The sequence below is a fragment of the Bradyrhizobium sp. 191 genome (genome assembly GCF_023100985.1).
Classification (GTDB): domain Bacteria; phylum Pseudomonadota; class Alphaproteobacteria; order Rhizobiales; family Xanthobacteraceae; genus Bradyrhizobium; species Bradyrhizobium diversitatis.
In genome coordinates this window covers 4496269-4515309 of the sequence record NZ_CP064692.1, presented here as the reverse complement: position 1 = coordinate 4515309, position 19041 = coordinate 4496269, and the positions used below count along the sequence as shown (strand labels likewise).

Here is a 19041-nt window from a genome sequence, read left to right as displayed (position 1 = left end):
CCGCGCGTTTCGTATCGAGAGTTCCTGACGGGCCCGGCGAGTAGAGTGTCATGTTGCGTTTCAAGATCCTGGCCTCGGTTGTTCCCCTGCTGGCGGCTGCGGTGTTCGCCCGTGCCGAGATCGGATCGGTCTCGCATCCCTGCATCGCGCTCAGCGACACCACGGTCGAGCTCACATCCCTGTTCTGGACCGCCAATGTGCATGTCGCCTTCACCGACGATCCCGCGAAGGCCACGGTGCGGGTCCAGATCACCGATGACGCGGACGCCGCGGACTTCACCGTGGTGGACGACGGCCTCGGCTCCGAGCCGGACTCCTGCGAGCTCACCCCCTCGACACGGCTGATCTCGATTGCCGCACAGCCCGTCGACGGCGGGCCGGTGGTCTATCTCTCCAGCGAAGGACCGGCGGATTACCGTATCTATGTGCGCTCGAAGACCTTCTCGCAGCGCGAGGCGGCGGCGCTGATCGTCGGCGCCCGCGGCGGCCACCGCCAGCTCCAGGCCGCCTCGCTCTGAGCCGTTAACATCCCGTCAACCCTGTCGGAAGGCGGGGCCCAGGCCGCAAACTGTTCGCAAGGTCGGCGCGACATCTTGGCAGCCGGCGATCACAGGTTTCGAGCAAGAGAGTCGGGTCGGTGGCGATGGGTCGGACGTTCCGGATCAAGGTGCGCATGCGCCGCTTCAAGCGGCAGCACCCCCGCATTGCCTTCGCGATCCGCTCCTTCATGATCTTCTCGGCGACCTTCGGCGGCGCCTATGGTTTCGTGTCCGGCAGCCGCTCGGAGAATTCCGCCTACGATCCCCACGCCTTTGCGATCGGCGCGAGCTTCCTGTTCGCGCTCGCCTGCCTCGGCCTTGCGACGCTGAGCATGCGCCTGCGCTTCGTCGACAGGCGGCTGCGCACGCTCGCCGCCCACAATGAGGCCCTGATCGACCGCAATTGGGAGCTGAAGGAAGCGGAAGAACGCGCCCGCAGCCTGTTCGAGCAGCAGGGCGACCTCATCGTGCTGCGCGACACGGAGGGCCGCATCACCTTTGCCAACGAGGCCTATTGCGCGCTCGCAGGACGGGCGCGCGGCGCACTTGTCGGCACGCACTTCGATTTCAACGTGCTGGAGCAGGGCGACAGCGCCCGCGAGAGCAACGGCACGCGCATCCACGACCAGAAGATCGCAACTCCGCTCGGCGCGCGCTGGATCGCCTGGCGCGAGGGCTATGTCCGGCTCGACGCCGGACAGCCCGCCGAACTGCAGAGCGTGGGACGCGACGTCACCGACCGCACCGAGACCGAACGCGCGCTGTCCGATGCGCGGGACCAGGCCGATGCCGCCAACCGCGCCAAGTCGCGCTTCCTCGCGATGGCCTCGCACGAGATCCGCACGCCGCTCAACGGCATCATCGGCATGGGCGGCCTCCTGCTCGACACCAATCTGACGCCGGAGCAGGCGACCTATGCCAGGGCGGTGAAGACCTCGGGCGAAGCCTTGATGGCGCTGATCGAGGAATTGCTGGACTATTCCAAGATCGAGGCCGGCAAGCTCGACCTCGATCAACGTCCCTTCGCGCTCTCGACCCTGGTCGAGGAGATCACCGAGCTGCTCGCACCGCGCGCGCAGGCGAAGACGCTCGAGATCGCCGCCTATGTCGACGAGCGCCTGCCGCTCGAGGTGGTCGGCGACGCCGCGCGGCTGCGCCAGGTGTTGCTCAACCTCGCCGGCAACGCCATCAAGTTCACCGCGGGCGGCGGCGTTGCGCTGATCGTCGAGCCCGGCATCTGGCCGAACGAGATCAGCTTCCTGGTCCGCGATACCGGCATAGGCATCGCAGCCGAAGCCCAGCAGCGCATCTTCCGCGAGTTCGAGCAGGCCGACCAGCGCGTTGCCCGCACCTATGGCGGCACCGGGCTCGGCCTTGCCATCAGCGAACGCATCGTCAAGCGCATGGGCGGCCGGATCACGCTCACGAGCGAGCCGGGCAGGGGCTCGACCTTCGAGGTCGCGGTGCCGCTTCCGCCGTCGCAGGCCGGCGCCGGACAGACTGCATTTCCGAGTCCCGACCTCACCGGCAAGTCGATGCTCCTCGTCGCCGACGGCATCGAGGCCTCGTTGATCGCGCGGCGCCTTGCGCGCTGGGGCGGCCAGACCTGCCTGGTTGCGGATGCGGCGGTCGCCGAAGCACTGCTGCCGCAACGCTCATGGCACGCAGTGCTGATCGATCGCGCGATCGGCCCTGCCATTGCCGACCATCTGGGTGACGCGGCCCGCGCGCATGCCTTGCAGCGCCTCGTGCTGCTGACGTCGAGCTCACGCCACGAGAAGCTGTCGCCGGCCTTCACCGGCTTTCTGATGAAGCCGCTGCGGGCGGCATCGCTCGCCGCCCGCCTCGCCCTGACGCCGGAGGTCGCCTCGCCCGATCTCGCGCCGGAGCCGCCGGCCGCATCCACCGGTACAGCGCCGGCGAGGAGCCTGTCGATCCTCGTCGCCGAGGACAACGAGATCAACGCATTGCTGATGCGCTCGCTGCTGACCAAGCTCGGTCACCGCGTCGTCATCGCCGTCCATGGCGAGGCCGCGCTGGAATCCTGGCTCGCCGCCTCATCCGCCGGCATGCCCTACGATCTCGTGCTGATGGACATCCAGATGCCGCAGCTCGACGGCATCGAGGCGACGAAACGCATCCGCGCGCATGAGGCCGCCTTAAGCGGTCACTTGGGCGGTCGGCACACGCCGATCCTGGCACTCACCGCCAACACGCTGGCGGAGGATCGCCATGCTTGCTTCGAGGCGGGCATGAACGGATTTCTGATCAAGCCGCTCGACCGCGAGAAGCTTGACGAGGCGCTGGCCGGGCTGGCCGCATCGCGGCATCTGGCAGTCCCGGAGCACGGGAACCCGATCCCCGCCGGCAATCGCTAATTGAAATCGAGCGCGTTGCGCGTCACCATCCTCCGGGGCATTTGCAAAAGAGGATTTGCGCATGAACGTGCTTTGCCGCCTCGCGCTTATTGCCCTCCTCGCCGGAATCTCCCGGCACGCCGCAGCCGATGCGCCGGATCTCATCTCGTCGCTCAAGCAAGGCGGTTACGTCCTGATCTTCCGGCACACCGCGACCGACGACAGCCAGAAGGACGTCTACCCGTTCAAGTTCGACGACATGAGCGCCCAGCGTCAGCTCAGCGACAAGGGCAGGGACATGGCGCGCCAGATCGGGACGGCGATCAGGGAGCAGGCGATCCCGATCGGCGATGTCTACACCAGCAGGCTGAACCGCGCGGTCGAGGCCGGCAGGTTGATCTCCGGCCGCGAGGTCAAGCCGGTCGATGCGCTCACGGACAGCAGCAATGCCAGCGCATCGGGAATGGCAAACCCGACCGGTGCCAATGCAAAGGCCGGGCAGGCCGTGCGCCAGCTCGTCGATGCGCCGCCGAAGCCAGGCACCAACACGTTCCTGGTCACCCACAAGACGAACATCGCCGATGCCTTCGGCAAGGAAGCCGGCGACGTGCAGGAAGGCGAAGCCTTCGTCTACAAGGCCAACGGCTCCGGCCCCGCCACCTTCGCGGGGCGCATCAAGCTTGCGGACTGGAACGCGAGAGCAGGCAGTGAGGGGCCTGGCATCCAGCCGTGACTTGCCGCTCCGCCACGATGTTGTGGTACGGAGGTCCTGTGACGAGCGACCGAAAGGCTGGCGACGACGTGAGAACATCAGAAGACCGCTCATTCCTCATCTTGCTTGCCGCGATCTCCGTTGCGTTCGGGTGGGTGCTTTGGCCATTCTCCGGCGCATTGTTGTGGGCCATCCTGCTGGCCATCATCTTCGCACCCCTCTATCGGCGCGCCCTGAAAACCCTCCCGGGCAAGCACAACCTTGCCGCATTGTTCACTGTCGTCGTCGTGATCGTCATGGTCCTGATCCCGGTGGCGGTCGTCATCGCTTCGCTCGTCGACCAGGGCGGGGAGCTGTATCAGCGCGTTCAGAGCGGAGAGATCAGTTTCGCTCATCCCCTGGAGCAATTGCGATCCGCACTGCCTGGCTGGGCTGCTTCGCTGTCAGACCGCCTGGCCCGCATGGATCTTTCGGCCCTGAAGGAACGCCTGTCGGGTCTGGTCGTCCCAGCCGGCCAACAGCTGGCCGGACATGCGCTCAACATCGGCCAGTTGACGCTGGAGTTCGTCGCAAGCCTGCTCGTGATGCTGTACCTGCTGTTCTTCCTGCTGCGCGACGGCGAAGACCTGAGCGCACGCATTCGCGACGCACTCCCGCTGCGTCCGAGCCAGACCGCCGAGATCCTCGATGCGTTCACCCTCGCGGTTCGCGGAACGATCAAGGGGATCGTTCTCGTCGCGCTGATACAGGGGGCGCTTGGCGGGCTCATCTTCTGGCTGCTCGGCTTGACTGCGCCGCTGCTGGCGGGCGCGCTCATGGCGCTGGTCTCGCTCCTGCCCGTGCTGGGCTCCGCCCTGATCTGGGTTCCGGTCGCACTCTATTTGCTCGTGTCAGGCGCCGTGACGAAGGGTCTCATTCTGCTCGCTTTCGGCACTTTCGTGATTGGCCTTGCGGACAATTTCCTCCGCCCGATCCTGGTCGGCCAGTCGATCCAGATGCCGAGCTACGTCGTGCTGCTTGCCACCTTGGGCGGACTTGCGAGCTTCGGAGCGAACGGCTTCGTCATCGGCCCGCTCGTTGCCGCGATGTTTCTGACGGCGTGGCAAATCTTCATGAGCTCGAAAGCGCGACAGGAGGCCCGCAAGTAAGCTTCATTGAGTAAGCTTCATTCCTTGACCGGCCGGTCCAGGATCTCACGCACACGAAGCGCCAGCTTCGCCTGCGAGACCGGCTTCTCGAGAATATCGACGCCTTCATCCAGGCGGCCCTGGTGAACGACGGCGTTCCTTGAATATCCGGTCATGTAGAGAACCTTCAGTCCCGGCCGTATCTGCTGCGCCCGCCTGCCGAGCTCACGACCGTTGATCCCGGGCATCACGACATCGGTCAGAAGCAGATTCACTTTCGGCTCCTCCTGGAGGAGGATGGTCAGGGCTCCCTGGGCGCTCGGTGCAGCCAGGATGCGATAGTTCAGGTCGCGCAGGACGTCGCATACATAGGTCCGGAGATCGGAATCATCCTCGACGACGAGAATGGTCTCGATCTTCTCGCCTTCCGGCAGCACGTCCTCGGGCTCGTTGACGGGCGCCTGGCGCGTGCCGAGGTAGCGCGGGAAATACATCTTGATGCTCGTGCCGTGGCCGACCTCGCTGTAGATCTTCACATGGCCGCCGGATTGCTTGACGAACCCATAGACCTGGCTGAGACCGAGCCCGGTCCCGTGCCCCGGCTCTTTTGTCGTGAAGAAGGGCTCGAAGGCGTGATCGAGCACCTCGCTCGACATTCCGCTTCCGGTGTCGGTCACGCAAACCACGACGTACTGGCCGGGCGACAGCTCCGGATTGACACGGCTGTAATCATCGTCAGCCGAGACATTCACGGCCTCCACCGTGAGCTTGCCGCCGTCGGGCATGGCGTCGCGCGCATTGATCGCGAGATTGATGATGGCGGACTCCAGATGGTTGGCGTCGGCTTCGATCTGCCAGAGTCCCGCGCTGCCGACGGTTTCGACCTCGATGCGCTCGCCGAGCGTTCGCTGCAGGAAGTCCTGCATGTTGCTGAGGAAGTTGTTGACGTTGATCGGCTTGGGATCGAGCGCCTGCCGGCGCGAGAAGGCGAGAAGCCGGCTGGTGAGCGCTGCCGCGCGCTGGGCGCCTCGCTTGGCATGGCTCAGAGCACGCTGGAGGTTGGCTGTTCCGGCGAGCTGACGGGCGTTGCGCTCGGCGGTCTCGATGTTGCCCAGCACGATCATCAGCAGGTTGTTGAAGTCGTGCGCGATGCCGCCGCTGAGCTGCCCGACGGCCTCGAGCTTCTGGGACGCGATCAACTGCTCCTGGACCTGCTTGAGCTCGTCCTGCGCGCGCTTGCGCTCGGTGAGATCGCGCGTGACCTTGGCAAATCCGATGATCTCGCCGGCCTCGCCGACGATCCGATCGATGATGACCGACGCCCAGAAGCGCGTTCCGTCCTTTCGCATGCGCCAGCCTTCCGCCTCGAAGCGGCCGTGCTCGCGCGCTTCTTCCAACGCCCGCTTGGGAACTCCGCTTGCGACGTCTTCCGGCGTGTAGAATCGGCTGAAATGCTGGCCGATGATGTCCAGTGGAGCATAGCCCTTGATGCGCTGGGCCCCGGGATTCCAGGTGGCGACGTTGCCCTCGGGATCGAGCTGGAAGATGGCATAGTCGATCACGGCCTCGATCAGCCGACGGTACCGCCGCTCGCTCTCGAGCAGCTCCGTGTGCGCCTGCTGCCGTTCGGTGATGTCCCGCGTCACCTTGGCAAAGCCGATCAGGCGGCCCTGCTCGTCCTTGATGGAGTCGAGGACGACGAGCGCCCAGAACCGGCTGCCGTCCTTGCGCACGCGCCAGCCCTCGGAATTGAAGCGCCCGGTCTCGCGCGCTGTCGCCAGCGCTCTCGCTGGCAGGCCCGCCGCCCGATCCTCAGGCGTGTAGAACACCGAAAACGACGTGCCGATGATGTCCCGGGCAGAATAGCCCTTGAGACGCTCGGCCCCCGAGTTCCAGCTCCGCACGGTGCCGTCGGTATCGAGCATGAAGATCGCGTAGTCCACGATCGCGTTGACCAGGAGCTCGAGACGACGGCCGTCATCGAGCTCGTCAAGCGGCGTTTGGCTCATACGGATCCTCAAGCTGCGGGGCGAGCGACGGCCCCAATCAACGGATTGGCAGGATACTGGTTCCAATAAATGTTACGATTATACCGCGCCCGTGGCACGCACTCCACTACGCGCTCCGGCCGGCCACCCGCGCAGGCCCGAGACCCTCTGGCGCAACGACTGCTATGCGGCGTAAGCGCAGAAACGGGGGGCCGAAAGTCGGCCGGGCGGACCTTCGCTCCCCCTGAAGATCGTCTCGGTTTGGGCGACGCGCTTGCAATGGGGGCAGGCGAAGAGATGTGCGATGACCGGGACCGGCTCGTCTGCAAGCAGCTCCGAGCGATACCACTTCATCTCAATGTGGCAGTCCGGGCATATTGGCGCTTCGAGCTGTTCCGCAGCGCTTCTGAGACGATCAACCATGGCCCCCTCGCGTGTTCGAAGGCCATAACCCAATACCCCTAGTTAGTCTGCATCAAAAGATACTGAGCTCGATATTTGCCGCTCGCACGCGATCACAGCCGCCTGAGCGCCACGCTCTCCACCGTATGGTCGGCGCCCTTCTTCAAGATCAGCGTCGCCCGGGGACGGGTCGGCAGGATGTTGTCCTCGAGATTGGCGAGGTTGGTGCGTTCCCAGATCGCGATCGCGGTGGCGGTGGCTTCCTCGTCCGACAGCAACGCGTAGCGGTTGAAGTAGGATCTTGGATTGGTGAATGCGGTGTCGCGCAGCGCCAGGAAGCGCTTGATGTACCATTGCCGCAGTGCCGCCTCGTCGGCATCGATGTAGACCGAGAAATCGAAGAAGTCGGAGACGACAGGCACTGCCTTGCCGTCACGCGGCAGCTTGCCGGTTTGCAGCACGTTGACGCCCTCGACGATCAGGATGTCGGGCTGGTCGATCTCGGCCCACTGGTTCGGCACGATGTCGTAGGTCAGATGCGAATAGACCGGCGCGCGCACGTGGCGGCGGCCGGCCTTGATGTCGGAGAGGAAGCTGAGCAGCAGGGGCAGATCGTAGCTTTCCGGAAAACCCTTCTTCTGCATCATGCCGTGCCGCTCGAGCACTGCGTTGGGATAGAGGAATCCGTCGGTGGTGATCAGCTCGACCTTCGGCCGCGGCGACCAGCGCGCCAGCAGGGCCTGAAGAACGCGTGCCGTGGTGGATTTCCCGACCGCAACCGAGCCGGCGACGCCAATGATGTAGGGGACCTTGCGATCCCTGATGTTGAGGAACTGGCGCTCTGCGTAATACAGGCGCTGCATGGCGTCGACATAGATCGACAACAGGCGCGACAGCGGAAGATAAATGTCCTCGACTTCCTGGAGATCGAGGCGGTCGTGCAGTGAGCGCAACCGGTCGAATTCACCCGGCTCCAGCGTCATCGGCGTATCGTCGCGGAGGCGCGCCCACTGCTCGCGCGTATAGACGCGGTACGGATTATACTGCTGCTCGGGTGCGCGGATATCCATAACGCGACCTCTCCACTTCGGCTAGCTGCCGCTCTTGCGCGACGCCTTTTCTTCCAACCCTGACATATTCGTACGCTTGTCCAGCGCGGCTTCGACCTCCTCCAGCTTTACGCCGCGTACCTTGAGCAGCACAAGGAAATGATAGAGCAGGTCGGCGCTTTCAGCGATCAGATGCGCGCGATCGTTTTCGACTGCAGCGATTACGGTTTCGACTGCTTCCTCGCCGAACTTCTTGGCGCAATGCTCGGCGCCCTTGTCGAGGAGCTTGCGGGTATAGGAGGCTTCGCCACCCGAGGCCGCGCGGGCGTCGATGGTCTCGGCCAGATCATGGATCGTGAAACGCGGCATCGGACTTACTCGGAAACGCACAGGGCCACGGCGGCCATCCGCCAATCTAGCATTCTTGAGTACAGGAGTCGTCAGGCATCCAGGCGCATGGGGAGTCCCCGCCGCGCCATGTGCTCCTTGGCTTCGCGGATGGTGAATTCCCCGAAATGGAAGATCGAGGCGGCCAGCACGGCCGTGGCGTGCCCGTCGCGGATACCGTCGACGAGATGGTCGAGATTGCCGACGCCGCCCGAGGCGATCACGGGAACGGGAATACTGTCGGCGATCGCACGGGTCAGCGGAATGTCGAACCCCTGCCTGGTGCCGTCGCGATCCATCGAGGTGAGCAGGATTTCACCGGCCCCGAGCGAGACCACTTCCTGAGCATATTCGATCGCGTCGATACCGGTCGAGTTGCGCCCGCCATGGGTAAAGATCTCCCAGCGGTCACCGCCCGGGCGCTTGACGCGCTTGGCGTCGATCGCGACCACCACGCACTGCTCGCCGAATTTTTCGGCAGCTTCCTTGACGAACTCGCGCCGCGCCACGGCGGCGCTGTTGATCGAGACCTTGTCGGCACCGGCGCGCAGCAGCGTCTTGATGTCGTTGACCTCACGCACGCCGCCGCCGACGGTCACAGGCATGAAGCAGGCCTCCGCCGTGCGCCGGACCACGTCCAGCATGATGCCGCGGTTCTCATGGGTCGCGGTGATGTCGAGGAAGGTGAGCTCGTCGGCGCCGGCGGCGTCATAGGCGATCGCGGCCTCGACGGGATCGCCGGCATCGCGCAGATCGACGAAGTTGACGCCCTTGACGACGCGGCCGTCCTTGACGTCGAGGCAGGGGATCACGCGCACCTTGAACATCCGATGTCTCCTAAGTGCGCGCGTTGCGGATCAAGGCGAGGGCGGCGGCGGGATCGAGCCGGCCGTCGTAGAGCGCGCGGCCGGCGATCGCGCCGGCGAGCTTCCTGGCGCGCGGCGTCAGCATCGCCTTGACGTCCTCGATCGAGGCGAGGCCGCCGGAGGCGATCACGGGAATAGAGATGGCCTCGGCGAGCGCAATGGTCGCCTCCAGGTTCAGACCCTTCAGCAGGCCGTCGCGCGCGATGTCGGTGAAGATGATGGCGGCGACGCCGGCATCCTCGAAACGCTTTGCGATCTCGAGCACCGTGACCTCAGAGGTCTCGGCCCAGCCTTCGACCGCGACCTTGCCGTCGCGGGCATCGAGGCCCACGGCGACGCGGCCGGGAAACTTCTTCGCCGCAGACTTCACCAGTTCAGGGTCGCGCACCGCGGCGGTGCCGATGATGACGCGGGTGATGCCCTTGTCGAGCCAGGCTTCGACGGTCTTGAGATCGCGAATGCCGCCGCCGAGCTGCACCGGGATCTTGATCGTCTTCAGCATCGCCTCGACAGCCTGCGCGTTCACCGGCTTGCCGGCGAAGGCGCCGTCGAGGTCGACGACGTGGAGATATTCGAAGCCCTGCTCGGCAAAGTTCTGCGCCTGCGCGGCCGGATTGAGGTTGAACACGGTCGCGCGCGCCATGTCGCCTTGCTCGAGGCGCACGCACTGGCCGTTCTTGAGGTCGATCGCGGGAAAGAGGATCATGTCGCACCTGCTCCCGTCCCCATCATGGGAACGGGCCTGTCAGCTATGCACTCCGTCATTGCGAGCGCAGCGAAGCAATCCAGACTGCCGCCGCGGAAAGACGCTGGATTGCTTCGCTGCGCTCGCAATGACGAGGTGAAAGCCGTCGAATCCATCACGGCTTCCATCGCAGGAAGTTCGAGATCAGGGCCAGCCCGAAGCGCTGGCTCTTCTCGGGGTGGAATTGCGTTCCGATCGCGGTGTCCTTCGCCACGATCGCGGTGACGGGCCCGCCGTAATCGGCGCGCGCGAGCACGTCCGCCTCGCTGGCGGGGTTGAGGTGATAGGAGTGCACGAAATAAGCGTGCTGGCCCTTCGGGCCGAGCGGCAGCTTGTCCAGCACCGGATGCTCCCTGAGCACCTCGAGCGTATTCCAGCCCATGTGCGGGATCTTCAGGCTCTCGTCGCGCGGCGTGATCTTCTCGACGTCACCGCCGATCCAGTTCAGGCCTTCGGTGATGACATGTTCCTTGCCGCGGCTGGCCATCAGCTGCATGCCGACGCAGATGCCGAAAAAGGGCCGCGCCTTGACCCGCACCGCCTCGGTGATCGCCTCGACCATGCCGTTGACGGCATCAAGGCCGCGCCGGCAATCGGCGAAGGCACCGACGCCCGGCAGCACCAGGCGGTCAGCCTCGTAAGCCTGGTCCGGATCGCTGGTGACGAAGACCTTTTGCGGGCTCTCCAGGCTGCGCGCGGCGCGCTCGAACGCCTTGGCGGCGGAATGCAGATTGCCGGAACCGTAATCGATGATGGCGACGCTCATCTTGACCCTCCCGGTTCTGGAAACAATCCAATGATGCCGCCGGCCGGAATTGGCGGCGGGTTCGAAAACGACTGACCCTGCGTGTTGCGGGTGGGCGGCGGACCGCCGCGATCGATGGCCCATTGATCGTTGACGATGCCGTGCTGCTTCTGGCTCCAGCGCTCGAAGAAGCGGCGCTCGGCGGTGTCGCCGTTGTCGGCAACCACCACGTCGAGCTGTCGCCATTTGCCGCGCGACAAGGTCCAGCGGCGCAGGCTCGAGGCTTCGAAACCCATCAGCAGCGCGATGATGAGATTGGCAAAGACGACCGAACTGCGGCCGACACCGAGGCTGGACAGCCCCGCGCTGAACGCGGCCGTGAAAAGCACCCAGCCGATCAGCGCCAGCCACAGCCGATTCCACAGCAGCCAGAACGGACCGAAGATCATCGCCCAGAAATGGAAGCCGTCGCGCACGAAAACGAACTTGTCGGTCGCGCGCAGATCGGCTCCGCCAGGAAAGGGAGCGTGGACTGTGTAGACAGGCATGGTGATGCCCCGTTCTCTGAATTCAGTGATGCCGCCGGCCGCGTTTTGCCGCCGAGACGAAGATGTCAGCCGCCGAGCGAACCCTTGGTGGACGGGATTTCGCCCGCCGCCTTCGGATCGATCGCGACCGCCGCCCGCAGCGCCCGCGCCAGACCCTTGAAGCAGGACTCGGCGATATGGTGGCTGTTATCGCCATATAGGGTCTCAACGTGGAGAGTCACGCCGGCGTTGATGGCGAAGGCCTGGAACCACTCGCGCACCAGCTCGGTGTCGAACTCGCCGATCTTGTCGCGGGGGAAATCGACCTTGAACACCAGGAACGGGCGGCCCGAGATGTCGATCACCACGCGCGAGAGCGTCTCGTCCATGGGCATGTGCACGCCGGCATAGCGGGTGATGCCCGCCATGTTGCCGAGCGCCTGCCTGACCGCCTGGCCGAGCGCGATGCCGGTGTCTTCGGTGGTATGGTGATGGTCAATGTGCAGATCGCCCACCGCCTTGACCGTGAGGTCGATGCGGGAATGGCGGGCGAGGAGATCGAGCATATGGTCGAAAAAGCCGATGCCGGTCGCGATATTGGACGCGCCTGATCCATCGAGGTTCACGGAGACCTCGATGTCGGTTTCCTTGGTCTTGCGCTTGATCGTCGCGGTGCGCATTGAGAGCTTTCGCTATGGTTTGCCCGAAAACGGCGGTCTTTTAACAGCCAAATGACGGCTTCGCTACTGCGGGAACGCTCCGGCAGGCCGGCACTTCCGCCTATGGTGAGCGAAATCTAGGGCCGGAACGGCCCGTTGTGCCCAGGTTGTGCCCTTTGCCCCGACCGCCTAAATCAGGCCGGACAACGAGGATCATCCATGCAGGCTTCCCAGAACAGCTCGCCGGTCTGGCACGGCACCACGATCTTGACGGTCCGCAAGGGCGGCAAGGTGGTGGTCGGCGGCGACGGCCAGGTCTCGATCGGCCAGACCGTAATCAAGTCCAATGCCAGGAAGGTCCGCAAACTCGGCAAGGGCGACGTGATCGGGGGCTTTGCCGGCGCGACCGCCGACGCCTTCACGCTGTTCGAGCGGCTGGAAGCCAAACTCGAGCAATATCCGGGACAGCTGACCCGGGCCGCGGTCGAGCTCGCCAAGGACTGGCGCACCGACCGGTACTTGCGGCGGCTGGAGGCCATGATGATCGTCGCCGACAAGGACGTCTCCCTGGTGCTGACGGGCACCGGCGACGTGCTCGAGCCCGAGGCCGGCGTGATGGCGATCGGCTCCGGCGGCAACTATGCCCTTGCGGCGGCACGGGCCCTGCTCGACACCGACAAGGACGCCGAGACCATCGTCCGCCGCTCCCTCGACATCGCCGCCGACATCTGCGTCTACACCAACCGGAATGTGACGATCGAAAGCCTGGCAAGCGGTTAGGGCTTGCCTGTGGCTGAACAGCGGAGCTCCGAACTGGCTGTAACCTCTCCCGTTTGCGGGAGAGGAGCGCAACATCGCTCTGGTTGCGCAACATCGCTTCTCACTGCGATGATGCGCGTCCCATGACTCTTGTCCACGAAGATACGCGAGATATCCGCAGGGCAATCCCCTCAGCCTATTGGGTCGGCATCGCGCTGCTGCTGCTGGCGCTGCAGGCCTCGATCCTGCTCGCAATGGGGCGCGTGCCGATCTGCACCTGCGGCACCATCAAGCTCTGGCACGGAGTGGTGAACAGCTCGGAGAATTCCCAGCAGATCGCCGACTGGTACAGCTTTTCGCACGTGCTGCACGGCTTCCTGTTCTACGGCCTGACCTGGCTGCTGTTCGCACGGCTGCCGTTCCTGCCCTTGTCTTTTCGAAGTTTGTCCTGGCCGGCCCGGCTGATCGTCGCCATGCTGATCGAGGGCGCCTGGGAGATCGTCGAGAACTCCCCGTTCATCATCGAGCGCTATCGCGCCGGCACGATCTCGCTGGATTATTACGGCGACAGCATCGTCAATTCGGTCTCGGACAATCTGGCCATGATCCTGGGGTTCCTGGCCGCACGCGTGCTGCCAGTCACAGCAACCGTCCTGCTCGGCATCGCCTTCGAGATCATGCTGGCGCTTCACATTCGCGACAATCTGACGCTCAACATCCTGATGCTGATCCATCCGATCGAGGCCGTGAAACAATGGCAATCGGGGCCGCCGATCATCTGACCTGAAATGCGGCTTGTCCCGGCCCGCATCTGACCCTAGCTAAGCACACATGACAGACTTCTCTCCCCGCGAAATCGTTTCCGAACTCGACCGTTTCATCGTCGGCCAGGGCGACGCCAAGCGCGCCGTCTCGATCGCGCTGCGCAACCGCTGGCGGCGGCAGCAGCTGTCCGGCCCCTTGCGGGAGGAGGTTCTGCCGAAGAACATCCTGATGATCGGCCCCACCGGCGTCGGCAAGACGGAAATCGCGCGACGGCTCGCCAAGCTCGCGAACGCGCCGTTCCTGAAGGTGGAAGCGACGAAATTCACCGAGGTCGGCTATGTCGGCCGCGACGTCGAGCAGATCGTGCGCGATCTCGTCGAGGTCGCGATCGCCCAGGTGCGCGAGAAGAAGCGCAAGGACGTGCAGGCGCGTGCCCAGCTCGCCGCCGAGGAGCGCGTGCTCGATGCCTTGGTCGGCGCCAATGCGAGCTCGGCGACGCGCGAATCCTTCCGCAAGAAGCTGCGCGCCGGCGAGCTCAACGACAAGGAGATCGAGATCGAGACGCAATCGTCCGGCGGCGGCATGCCGATGTTCGAGATCCCGGGCATGCCGGGCGCGCAGATGGGCGCGATCTCGCTCGGCGACATTTTCGGCAAGTTGGGGGGCCGCAGCAAGACGCGGCGGCTGACGGTGGAGAGCTCGCACGAGATCCTCGTCAACGAGGAATCCGACAAGCTGCTGGACACCGAGCAGCTGACGCTGGAGGCGATCAGCGCGGTCGAGAACAACGGCATCGTGTTCCTGGACGAGATCGACAAGATCTGCGCGCGCGACGGCCGCGTCGGTGGCGACGTCTCGCGCGAGGGCGTGCAGCGCGATCTCCTGCCGCTGATCGAAGGCACCACGGTCTCGACCAAGCACGGCGCGGTCAAGACCGACCACATCCTGTTCATCGCCTCCGGCGCTTTCCATGTCGCAAAACCATCCGACCTGCTGCCGGAATTGCAGGGCCGCCTGCCGATCCGCGTCGAATTACAGGCGCTGACCCGCGACGACATGCGCCGCATCCTGACCGAGCCCGAGGCCTCGCTGATCAAGCAATATGTCGCGCTGATGCAGACCGAGGGCGTGACACTCGACATCACCGACGACGCGATCGACGCGCTTGCCGACGTCGCGGTGGCCGTCAACTCCACCGTCGAGAACATCGGCGCGCGGCGGCTCCAGACCGTGATGGAGCGGGTGCTGGACGAGATCTCGTTCACCGCCCCCGACCGCAGCGGCGAGACGATCAAGGTGGATGCGGATTTCGTGCAGAAGCACGTCGGGGATCTCGCCAAGAACGCGGATCTGAGCCGGTTCATTTTGTAATTTGAGGCGGTCACGCTATTGATGCGGCGTGACCGTACGCATCCTGCAAAATCCCTGGCGGCTGCTGCTCGCAATCAACGCCGCCGTCCTCGTCGGCGTCTTCGTTCACAAGATCCAGCTGCCGCCTTACGTCCCCTATATTCACCTCCTCGTCGACTATCATTTCGGCTTCATCAAGCGCGCGCTGATCGGTGCCGTCGTCGCCGTCTTCACCGACAAGGTGCCGGTCTGGCTTGTGTTCGCGATCGGCGGGGCGACGTGGCTGGTGACATCAGGGCTCTACGCGAGGCTGTTTCAGAAAACCTTCGGCTTCACCGCGAGGACGCTGCCGCTGTTCGTCTTCACCGCGGGCTCGCCGTTCTTCCTGAAGAACTTCATGCACACGCTCGGCCATTTCGACATCTATGGCTGTGCGCTGGCGATCGTCCTGCTGCTGATGCCCGCGGGCTCGCTGCTGTTCGTTGCCACGGCCGCGCTGTTCTCGATCGTTCTCGTGCTGATCCATCACATTCATCTCTTGATGTATGTGCCGACGATCATCACCATCGTCGCGATCAGGCACTACCTGACCCATGGCTGGAATCGCACCAACATTGCTTTCGGTAGCGTCGCCCTCGCCGTCGTCTCCGCGCTGTTCTTCGCGGCGCAGTTTTGGGGAACGATGCCGATCCCCGAAGCGGATTTCGTGGCCTATCTGAAGAGCCGGATGGCCGATCCGTCGCGGACCGACCTGCTGCAATTTGCCTACATCTGGTACCAGCCGCTGGCGAAGGAGGTTGCCGACACCTGGGGCCGCCTGCCGCACAACATTCTCGGCGTGCCCGTGTTCGTCCTGCTGATCTGGCTGCACACGCCGTTGTGGCGCTATCTTGCGCGCCTGATCGGCGCGCTCGCGAGCGAGATGCACCGCCGCCTCGTCGTCGCGGCGCTGGTCGGCATCAGCCTCGCCTATGTCGTGATGTTCGCGATGGTGTTCGACTATTCGCGCTGGATCTCGAACTGGGCGGTCTGCATGTTCCTGATCCTGCATGCGGTGAAGATGCTGCCGGCCAAGCAGGAGGCCGCGCTGATCCCGGCGGAGGATCGTAACACGAACATCTTCGGCCTGATCGTCACGCTGATCCCGCGTGTCGGCATCGTCCGGCCGTTCTAGACGGTGCGCTCCCTCTCCCGCTTGCGGGAGAGGCAAGAGAAGCCGCACGCGTCGGGACCACTAACCCCGCGCCCGCCTGATCCGCACATACAGCGCGCCCTCGCCGCCGTGGCCGATATGCGCGGTCTCGAAGCCGACGACGAAGGCGCGGAATTCCGGCAGGCTGAGCCATTCCGGCACCTGACGGCGGAGCACGCCGCTTTCGCCGCCGCTGCGGCCCTTGCCGGTGATGACGAGCACGAAGGTCAGGCCATCCTGGTGGGCGCGGTGCAGGAAGCCGGTCAGCGCGCGATGGGCGCGCGTCTGGGTCATGCCGTGCAGGTCGAGCCGCGCCTCGATCTCGCTGCGGCCGCGCGAGAGCTTTGTGCGCTCGCGCTTGCCAAGCGGCGCCAGGGGCGGAATGGACGGCTTCGTCACGCGCGGCGCCGGCGCGGCAGCGATGGGCCGTGGCGATGATGCCGGTCGATTGGCCGGACCGGCGGGTGACGACTCCGGGCGCGGCGCGGCATGCACCTTCGGCACGCGGGGCTTCCTCAGCGGCTTGACCTGCCTCGAAACGAGGTCCCACAGCTCGCGCTCTTCATCGCTCAGCGCACGGCGGCGCGGCGAGGGGCGAGGCTCGAGCACGGGCGGACGAGACGATCGTTTCATTGCTGCCGATGAGGGCGATTCTTCACTGGCCGACGCGGCTCAGAAGCAGGGTCGATCGCGGGACGCGGCACCGGTAGCGGAACGGGACCGGCGATGGCAACCGTTTCGTTCTTGTCTTGCGGCGCGGCGGCAGCAGGCGTTGCCGTCTTGGCCGGGACGGTCTGCGGAAACAGCTTTGCGATCTTCTCCGAAGGCCTGGGATCCGGTATCGGCAATTTCGCAGCGCGCGGGCCGGGATCGAGGCTCTTCGGCACCAGCATCACGAAACGCATGGGATGGCGCAGCCGCCCGGAGACACGGCCGGCATCCGCGCCGGCGCCGAAAAACAGATCGGCGCGTGCGGGGCCGATGATGGCCGAACCGGTGTCCTGCGCGATCATCAGCCGGTGGAACGGCGTCTTGGCGCGTTCGGACTCGATCGGCAGCTCGCCCTCGATGAAGAACGGCGTGCCGTAGACATGCAGCGATTTGTCGACCGCGATCGAGCGGCCGGCGGTCAGCGGAATGCCTTGCGCGCCCACCGCCTCGTCCTTGTCGGAGAGGTTGACCTCGCGGAAGAAGATGTAGGCACGGTTCGCGCGGCGCAGCTCCTTGGCGCCGTCGGGGTTCTGCGCCATCCACTCCCTGATCTTCTGCATCGACATCTCCTCTTTCGGGATGATGCCGCGCTCGATCAGGATGCGGCCGACGGCCGTGTAGGGATAGCCGTTATAGGCGTCGTAGTTGAGCCGAACCGAGCTGCCGTCCTCGAACTTGATCCGTGCCGAGCCCTGGATCTGGGCGAACAGAAGATCGGTCGGATCCTTGAGCCAGGCGATCTCCAGCCCGCGGCCGGCGATCTTGCCGTCCTCGATCTCGCCACGGTCGTAATAGGGCACCAGCTTGCGGCGGCCGATCTTGCGATAGACCGGGCCCTTGTTGGGCAGGCTGACCGAATCCTGCTTGTAGCCGCGCACGAACAGATTCGAGGGACGGCGATAGACCGGCACGTTGTAGACATCGGTTTGCGTGCGCGATCCCTCCAGCACCGGCTCGTAATAGCCGGTGACGAAACCGTCGGGCTCGCCGAGGCGCGAGATCCGCAGCGGCGTGAAGTTCTCCTCGAAGAAGGTCTTCGCCTTGGCGTCGTCGGCGAGATCGAGCGTCTTGGCAGCGCGGCAAGGCTCGCTCAGCGAGGCGCCCAAGGCCTTGGAGTCGAAGGCCGCGCCGTTCTGCGCATTGATCGGCCGGCAGCTGGCGCGGAACGTCTTGTAGGCGACGAGATGGTCGTCGTCTTCCCAACCCTTCACGTCCGCCCAGGCCAGCGGCAGATATTGAGCGCCGGGAATTTCGAACGGCAGGGGAAGCTGCGGATAGGGCAAGGCCCGCAGCGGGGCGGCAGGCAATTGCCGGGCGTGATGATGATGGCTGCGATGGTGGCGCCGCGCTGCCTCGGCACCGAGCGAAAACGACGAGAGCACGACGGCACACGCGCAAAGCGCCGTCGCGCTGTTCTTCAGAAAGACCTTAGTTCGCGCTTCCGGTGCCAACCAGCTTCCAGTTCGGATCGCGAGAGGAGGTGTCGCGGGCGAAAGTCCAGATGTCCGTGATGTCCGCGACCGTGTCGGCGCTGCCGTCGACGATGTTGCCGGCCTTGTCGCGGGTGGCCGAGATCATCTGCGAAACGAAGCGCACGGTGAGCTGGGCAGTGCGGTCGCGCATCTCGGCGCCGACGAGCTCGGCCTTGTCGATCGAGACGAAGCGCGTTTCGGTCTTCTGCTCGTTCTTCTCGCGTTCCTTGATCGCGGCATCGAAACTGTCATAGACGTCCGACGACAACAGGTCGCGCAGCGCGCGGCGGTCGCCATTGGCGAAGGCCAGCACGATCATCTCGTAGGCGCCGCGGGCGCCCGAGATGAAATGGCGCGGGTCGAACGTGGAATCCCTCTCGACGATGGCATCGAGGCCCTGCGCCAGCGCAGTGCCGGGCTCGGCCAACCCTTTCCAGCGATCGGAGGGCGGGGTCGGCTCGGCCGTCGGCGCCAGCGGGGCCTGGTCGATCACCTTGCCCGGCACGGTCACGACGTTGTTGTCCTGGGCACCTCCCAGCGCATTGCGGGCGGCGGTGCGATCGAACGGCGGCCGCTCGTTGCCCGTGCGCTGCCCCAGCACGCTACGCAGTCTCAAAAAGATGAAGACTGCCAGCGCCAGGAATATGATGGTGTAGATGTCCACGTCGTATTCGCTTTCTGGTCTTTTC

General features: G+C 65.0%; 19 protein-coding genes. 8 read left to right on the top strand and 11 right to left on the bottom strand.

What is annotated here, in order from left to right:
* Positions 1 to 50 precede the first annotated feature (50 nt).
* The 4 genes from IVB23_RS20985 (at position 51) to IVB23_RS20970 (ending at position 4756) form a co-directional block, all read left to right on the top strand.
* Positions 51 to 518, top strand: coding sequence for a hypothetical protein (locus IVB23_RS20985; RefSeq protein WP_197965006.1), 468 nt, complete (start codon positions 51 to 53; stop codon positions 516 to 518).
* A 125-nt stretch (positions 519 to 643) separates the two neighbouring features.
* Positions 644 to 2917, top strand: coding sequence for an ATP-binding protein (locus IVB23_RS20980; RefSeq protein WP_247804946.1), 2274 nt, complete (start codon positions 644 to 646; stop codon positions 2915 to 2917).
* Positions 2918 to 2978: 61 nt separating this feature from the next.
* Positions 2979 to 3629, top strand: coding sequence for a histidine phosphatase family protein (locus IVB23_RS20975; RefSeq protein WP_247799857.1), 651 nt, complete (start codon positions 2979 to 2981; stop codon positions 3627 to 3629).
* 68 nt (positions 3630 to 3697) lie between these two features.
* Complete coding sequence (locus IVB23_RS20970; RefSeq protein WP_061880272.1) at positions 3698 to 4756, top strand: AI-2E family transporter; 1059 nt, start codon at positions 3698 to 3700, stop codon at positions 4754 to 4756.
* A 17-nt stretch (positions 4757 to 4773) separates the two neighbouring features.
* Here the strand turns inward: IVB23_RS20970 and IVB23_RS20965 are convergent, their stop codons facing one another.
* From IVB23_RS20965 to hisB, 8 genes are all read right to left on the bottom strand, one after another.
* Positions 4774 to 6744 carry a PAS domain-containing sensor histidine kinase gene (locus IVB23_RS20965; protein WP_197965010.1) on the bottom strand — a complete coding sequence of 657 codons (1971 nt, stop codon included), beginning with the start codon at positions 6742 to 6744 and terminating at the stop codon, positions 4774 to 4776.
* A gap of 494 nt (positions 6745 to 7238) precedes the next feature.
* The gene (coaA, locus tag IVB23_RS20960) at positions 7239 to 8195 is read right to left on the bottom strand and encodes a type I pantothenate kinase (RefSeq protein WP_061880030.1); all 957 of its coding nucleotides are present in this window, start codon (positions 8193 to 8195) and stop codon (positions 7239 to 7241) included.
* Positions 8196 to 8216: 21 nt separating this feature from the next.
* Positions 8217 to 8543 carry a phosphoribosyl-ATP diphosphatase gene (locus tag IVB23_RS20955; protein ID WP_028180742.1) on the bottom strand — a complete coding sequence of 109 codons (327 nt, stop codon included), beginning with the start codon at positions 8541 to 8543 and terminating at the stop codon, positions 8217 to 8219.
* Between the two features lie 71 nt (positions 8544 to 8614).
* Positions 8615 to 9388 (bottom strand): imidazole glycerol phosphate synthase subunit HisF, encoded by a 774-nt coding sequence (hisF, locus tag IVB23_RS20950; RefSeq protein WP_061023640.1) that lies wholly within the window; start codon positions 9386 to 9388, stop codon positions 8615 to 8617.
* 10 nt (positions 9389 to 9398) lie between these two features.
* Positions 9399 to 10133 (bottom strand): 1-(5-phosphoribosyl)-5-[(5-phosphoribosylamino)methylideneamino]imidazole-4-carboxamide isomerase, encoded by a 735-nt coding sequence (gene hisA / locus IVB23_RS20945; protein ID WP_247799856.1) that lies wholly within the window; start codon positions 10131 to 10133, stop codon positions 9399 to 9401.
* 154 nt (positions 10134 to 10287) lie between these two features.
* Positions 10288 to 10938, bottom strand: a complete 651-nt coding sequence (gene hisH / locus IVB23_RS20940) for an imidazole glycerol phosphate synthase subunit HisH (RefSeq protein WP_197965012.1) — start codon at positions 10936 to 10938, stop codon at positions 10288 to 10290.
* Positions 10935 to 11465: a DUF2628 domain-containing protein gene (locus IVB23_RS20935; protein WP_239628628.1), complete on the bottom strand. Its 531-nt coding sequence runs from the start codon at positions 11463 to 11465 to the stop codon at positions 10935 to 10937. The genes hisH and IVB23_RS20935 overlap by 4 nt, the downstream gene beginning before the upstream one ends.
* A gap of 65 nt (positions 11466 to 11530) precedes the next feature.
* Positions 11531 to 12124 carry an imidazoleglycerol-phosphate dehydratase HisB gene (hisB, locus tag IVB23_RS20930; RefSeq protein ID WP_197965014.1) on the bottom strand — a complete coding sequence of 198 codons (594 nt, stop codon included), beginning with the start codon at positions 12122 to 12124 and terminating at the stop codon, positions 11531 to 11533.
* 198 nt (positions 12125 to 12322) lie between these two features.
* Between hisB and hslV the strand changes: the two genes are divergently transcribed.
* The 4 genes from hslV (at position 12323) to IVB23_RS20910 (ending at position 16151) form a co-directional block, all read left to right on the top strand.
* Positions 12323 to 12883: an ATP-dependent protease subunit HslV gene (gene hslV, locus IVB23_RS20925; protein ID WP_061880035.1), complete on the top strand. Its 561-nt coding sequence runs from the start codon at positions 12323 to 12325 to the stop codon at positions 12881 to 12883.
* A 122-nt stretch (positions 12884 to 13005) separates the two neighbouring features.
* Complete coding sequence (locus tag IVB23_RS20920) at positions 13006 to 13644, top strand: DUF2585 domain-containing protein (protein WP_247799855.1); 639 nt, start codon at positions 13006 to 13008, stop codon at positions 13642 to 13644.
* 49 nt (positions 13645 to 13693) lie between these two features.
* Entirely contained in the window at positions 13694 to 14998 is a 1305-nt protein-coding gene (gene hslU / locus IVB23_RS20915; protein WP_247799854.1) for an ATP-dependent protease ATPase subunit HslU, read from the top strand.
* 28 nt (positions 14999 to 15026) lie between these two features.
* Positions 15027 to 16151: a hypothetical protein gene (locus tag IVB23_RS20910; RefSeq protein WP_247799853.1), complete on the top strand. Its 1125-nt coding sequence runs from the start codon at positions 15027 to 15029 to the stop codon at positions 16149 to 16151.
* Positions 16152 to 16211: 60 nt separating this feature from the next.
* Here the strand turns inward: IVB23_RS20910 and IVB23_RS20905 are convergent, their stop codons facing one another.
* Genes IVB23_RS20905 through IVB23_RS20895 form a run of 3 tightly spaced genes read right to left on the bottom strand, consistent with a single transcriptional unit; the run spans position 16212 to position 19016 of the window.
* On the bottom strand, positions 16212 to 16802 hold the full coding sequence (locus IVB23_RS20905) for a Smr/MutS family protein (RefSeq protein WP_197965017.1): 591 nt from the start codon (positions 16800 to 16802) through the stop codon (positions 16212 to 16214).
* Positions 16799 to 18331: an MltA domain-containing protein gene (locus IVB23_RS20900; protein ID WP_247799852.1), complete on the bottom strand. Its 1533-nt coding sequence runs from the start codon at positions 18329 to 18331 to the stop codon at positions 16799 to 16801. Before IVB23_RS20900 ends, IVB23_RS20905 begins: the two co-directional genes overlap by 4 nt.
* On the bottom strand, positions 18309 to 19016 hold the full coding sequence (locus IVB23_RS20895; protein ID WP_061880042.1) for a Tim44/TimA family putative adaptor protein: 708 nt from the start codon (positions 19014 to 19016) through the stop codon (positions 18309 to 18311). Before IVB23_RS20895 ends, IVB23_RS20900 begins: the two co-directional genes overlap by 23 nt.
* Between the last annotated feature and the right edge of the window lie 25 nt (positions 19017 to 19041).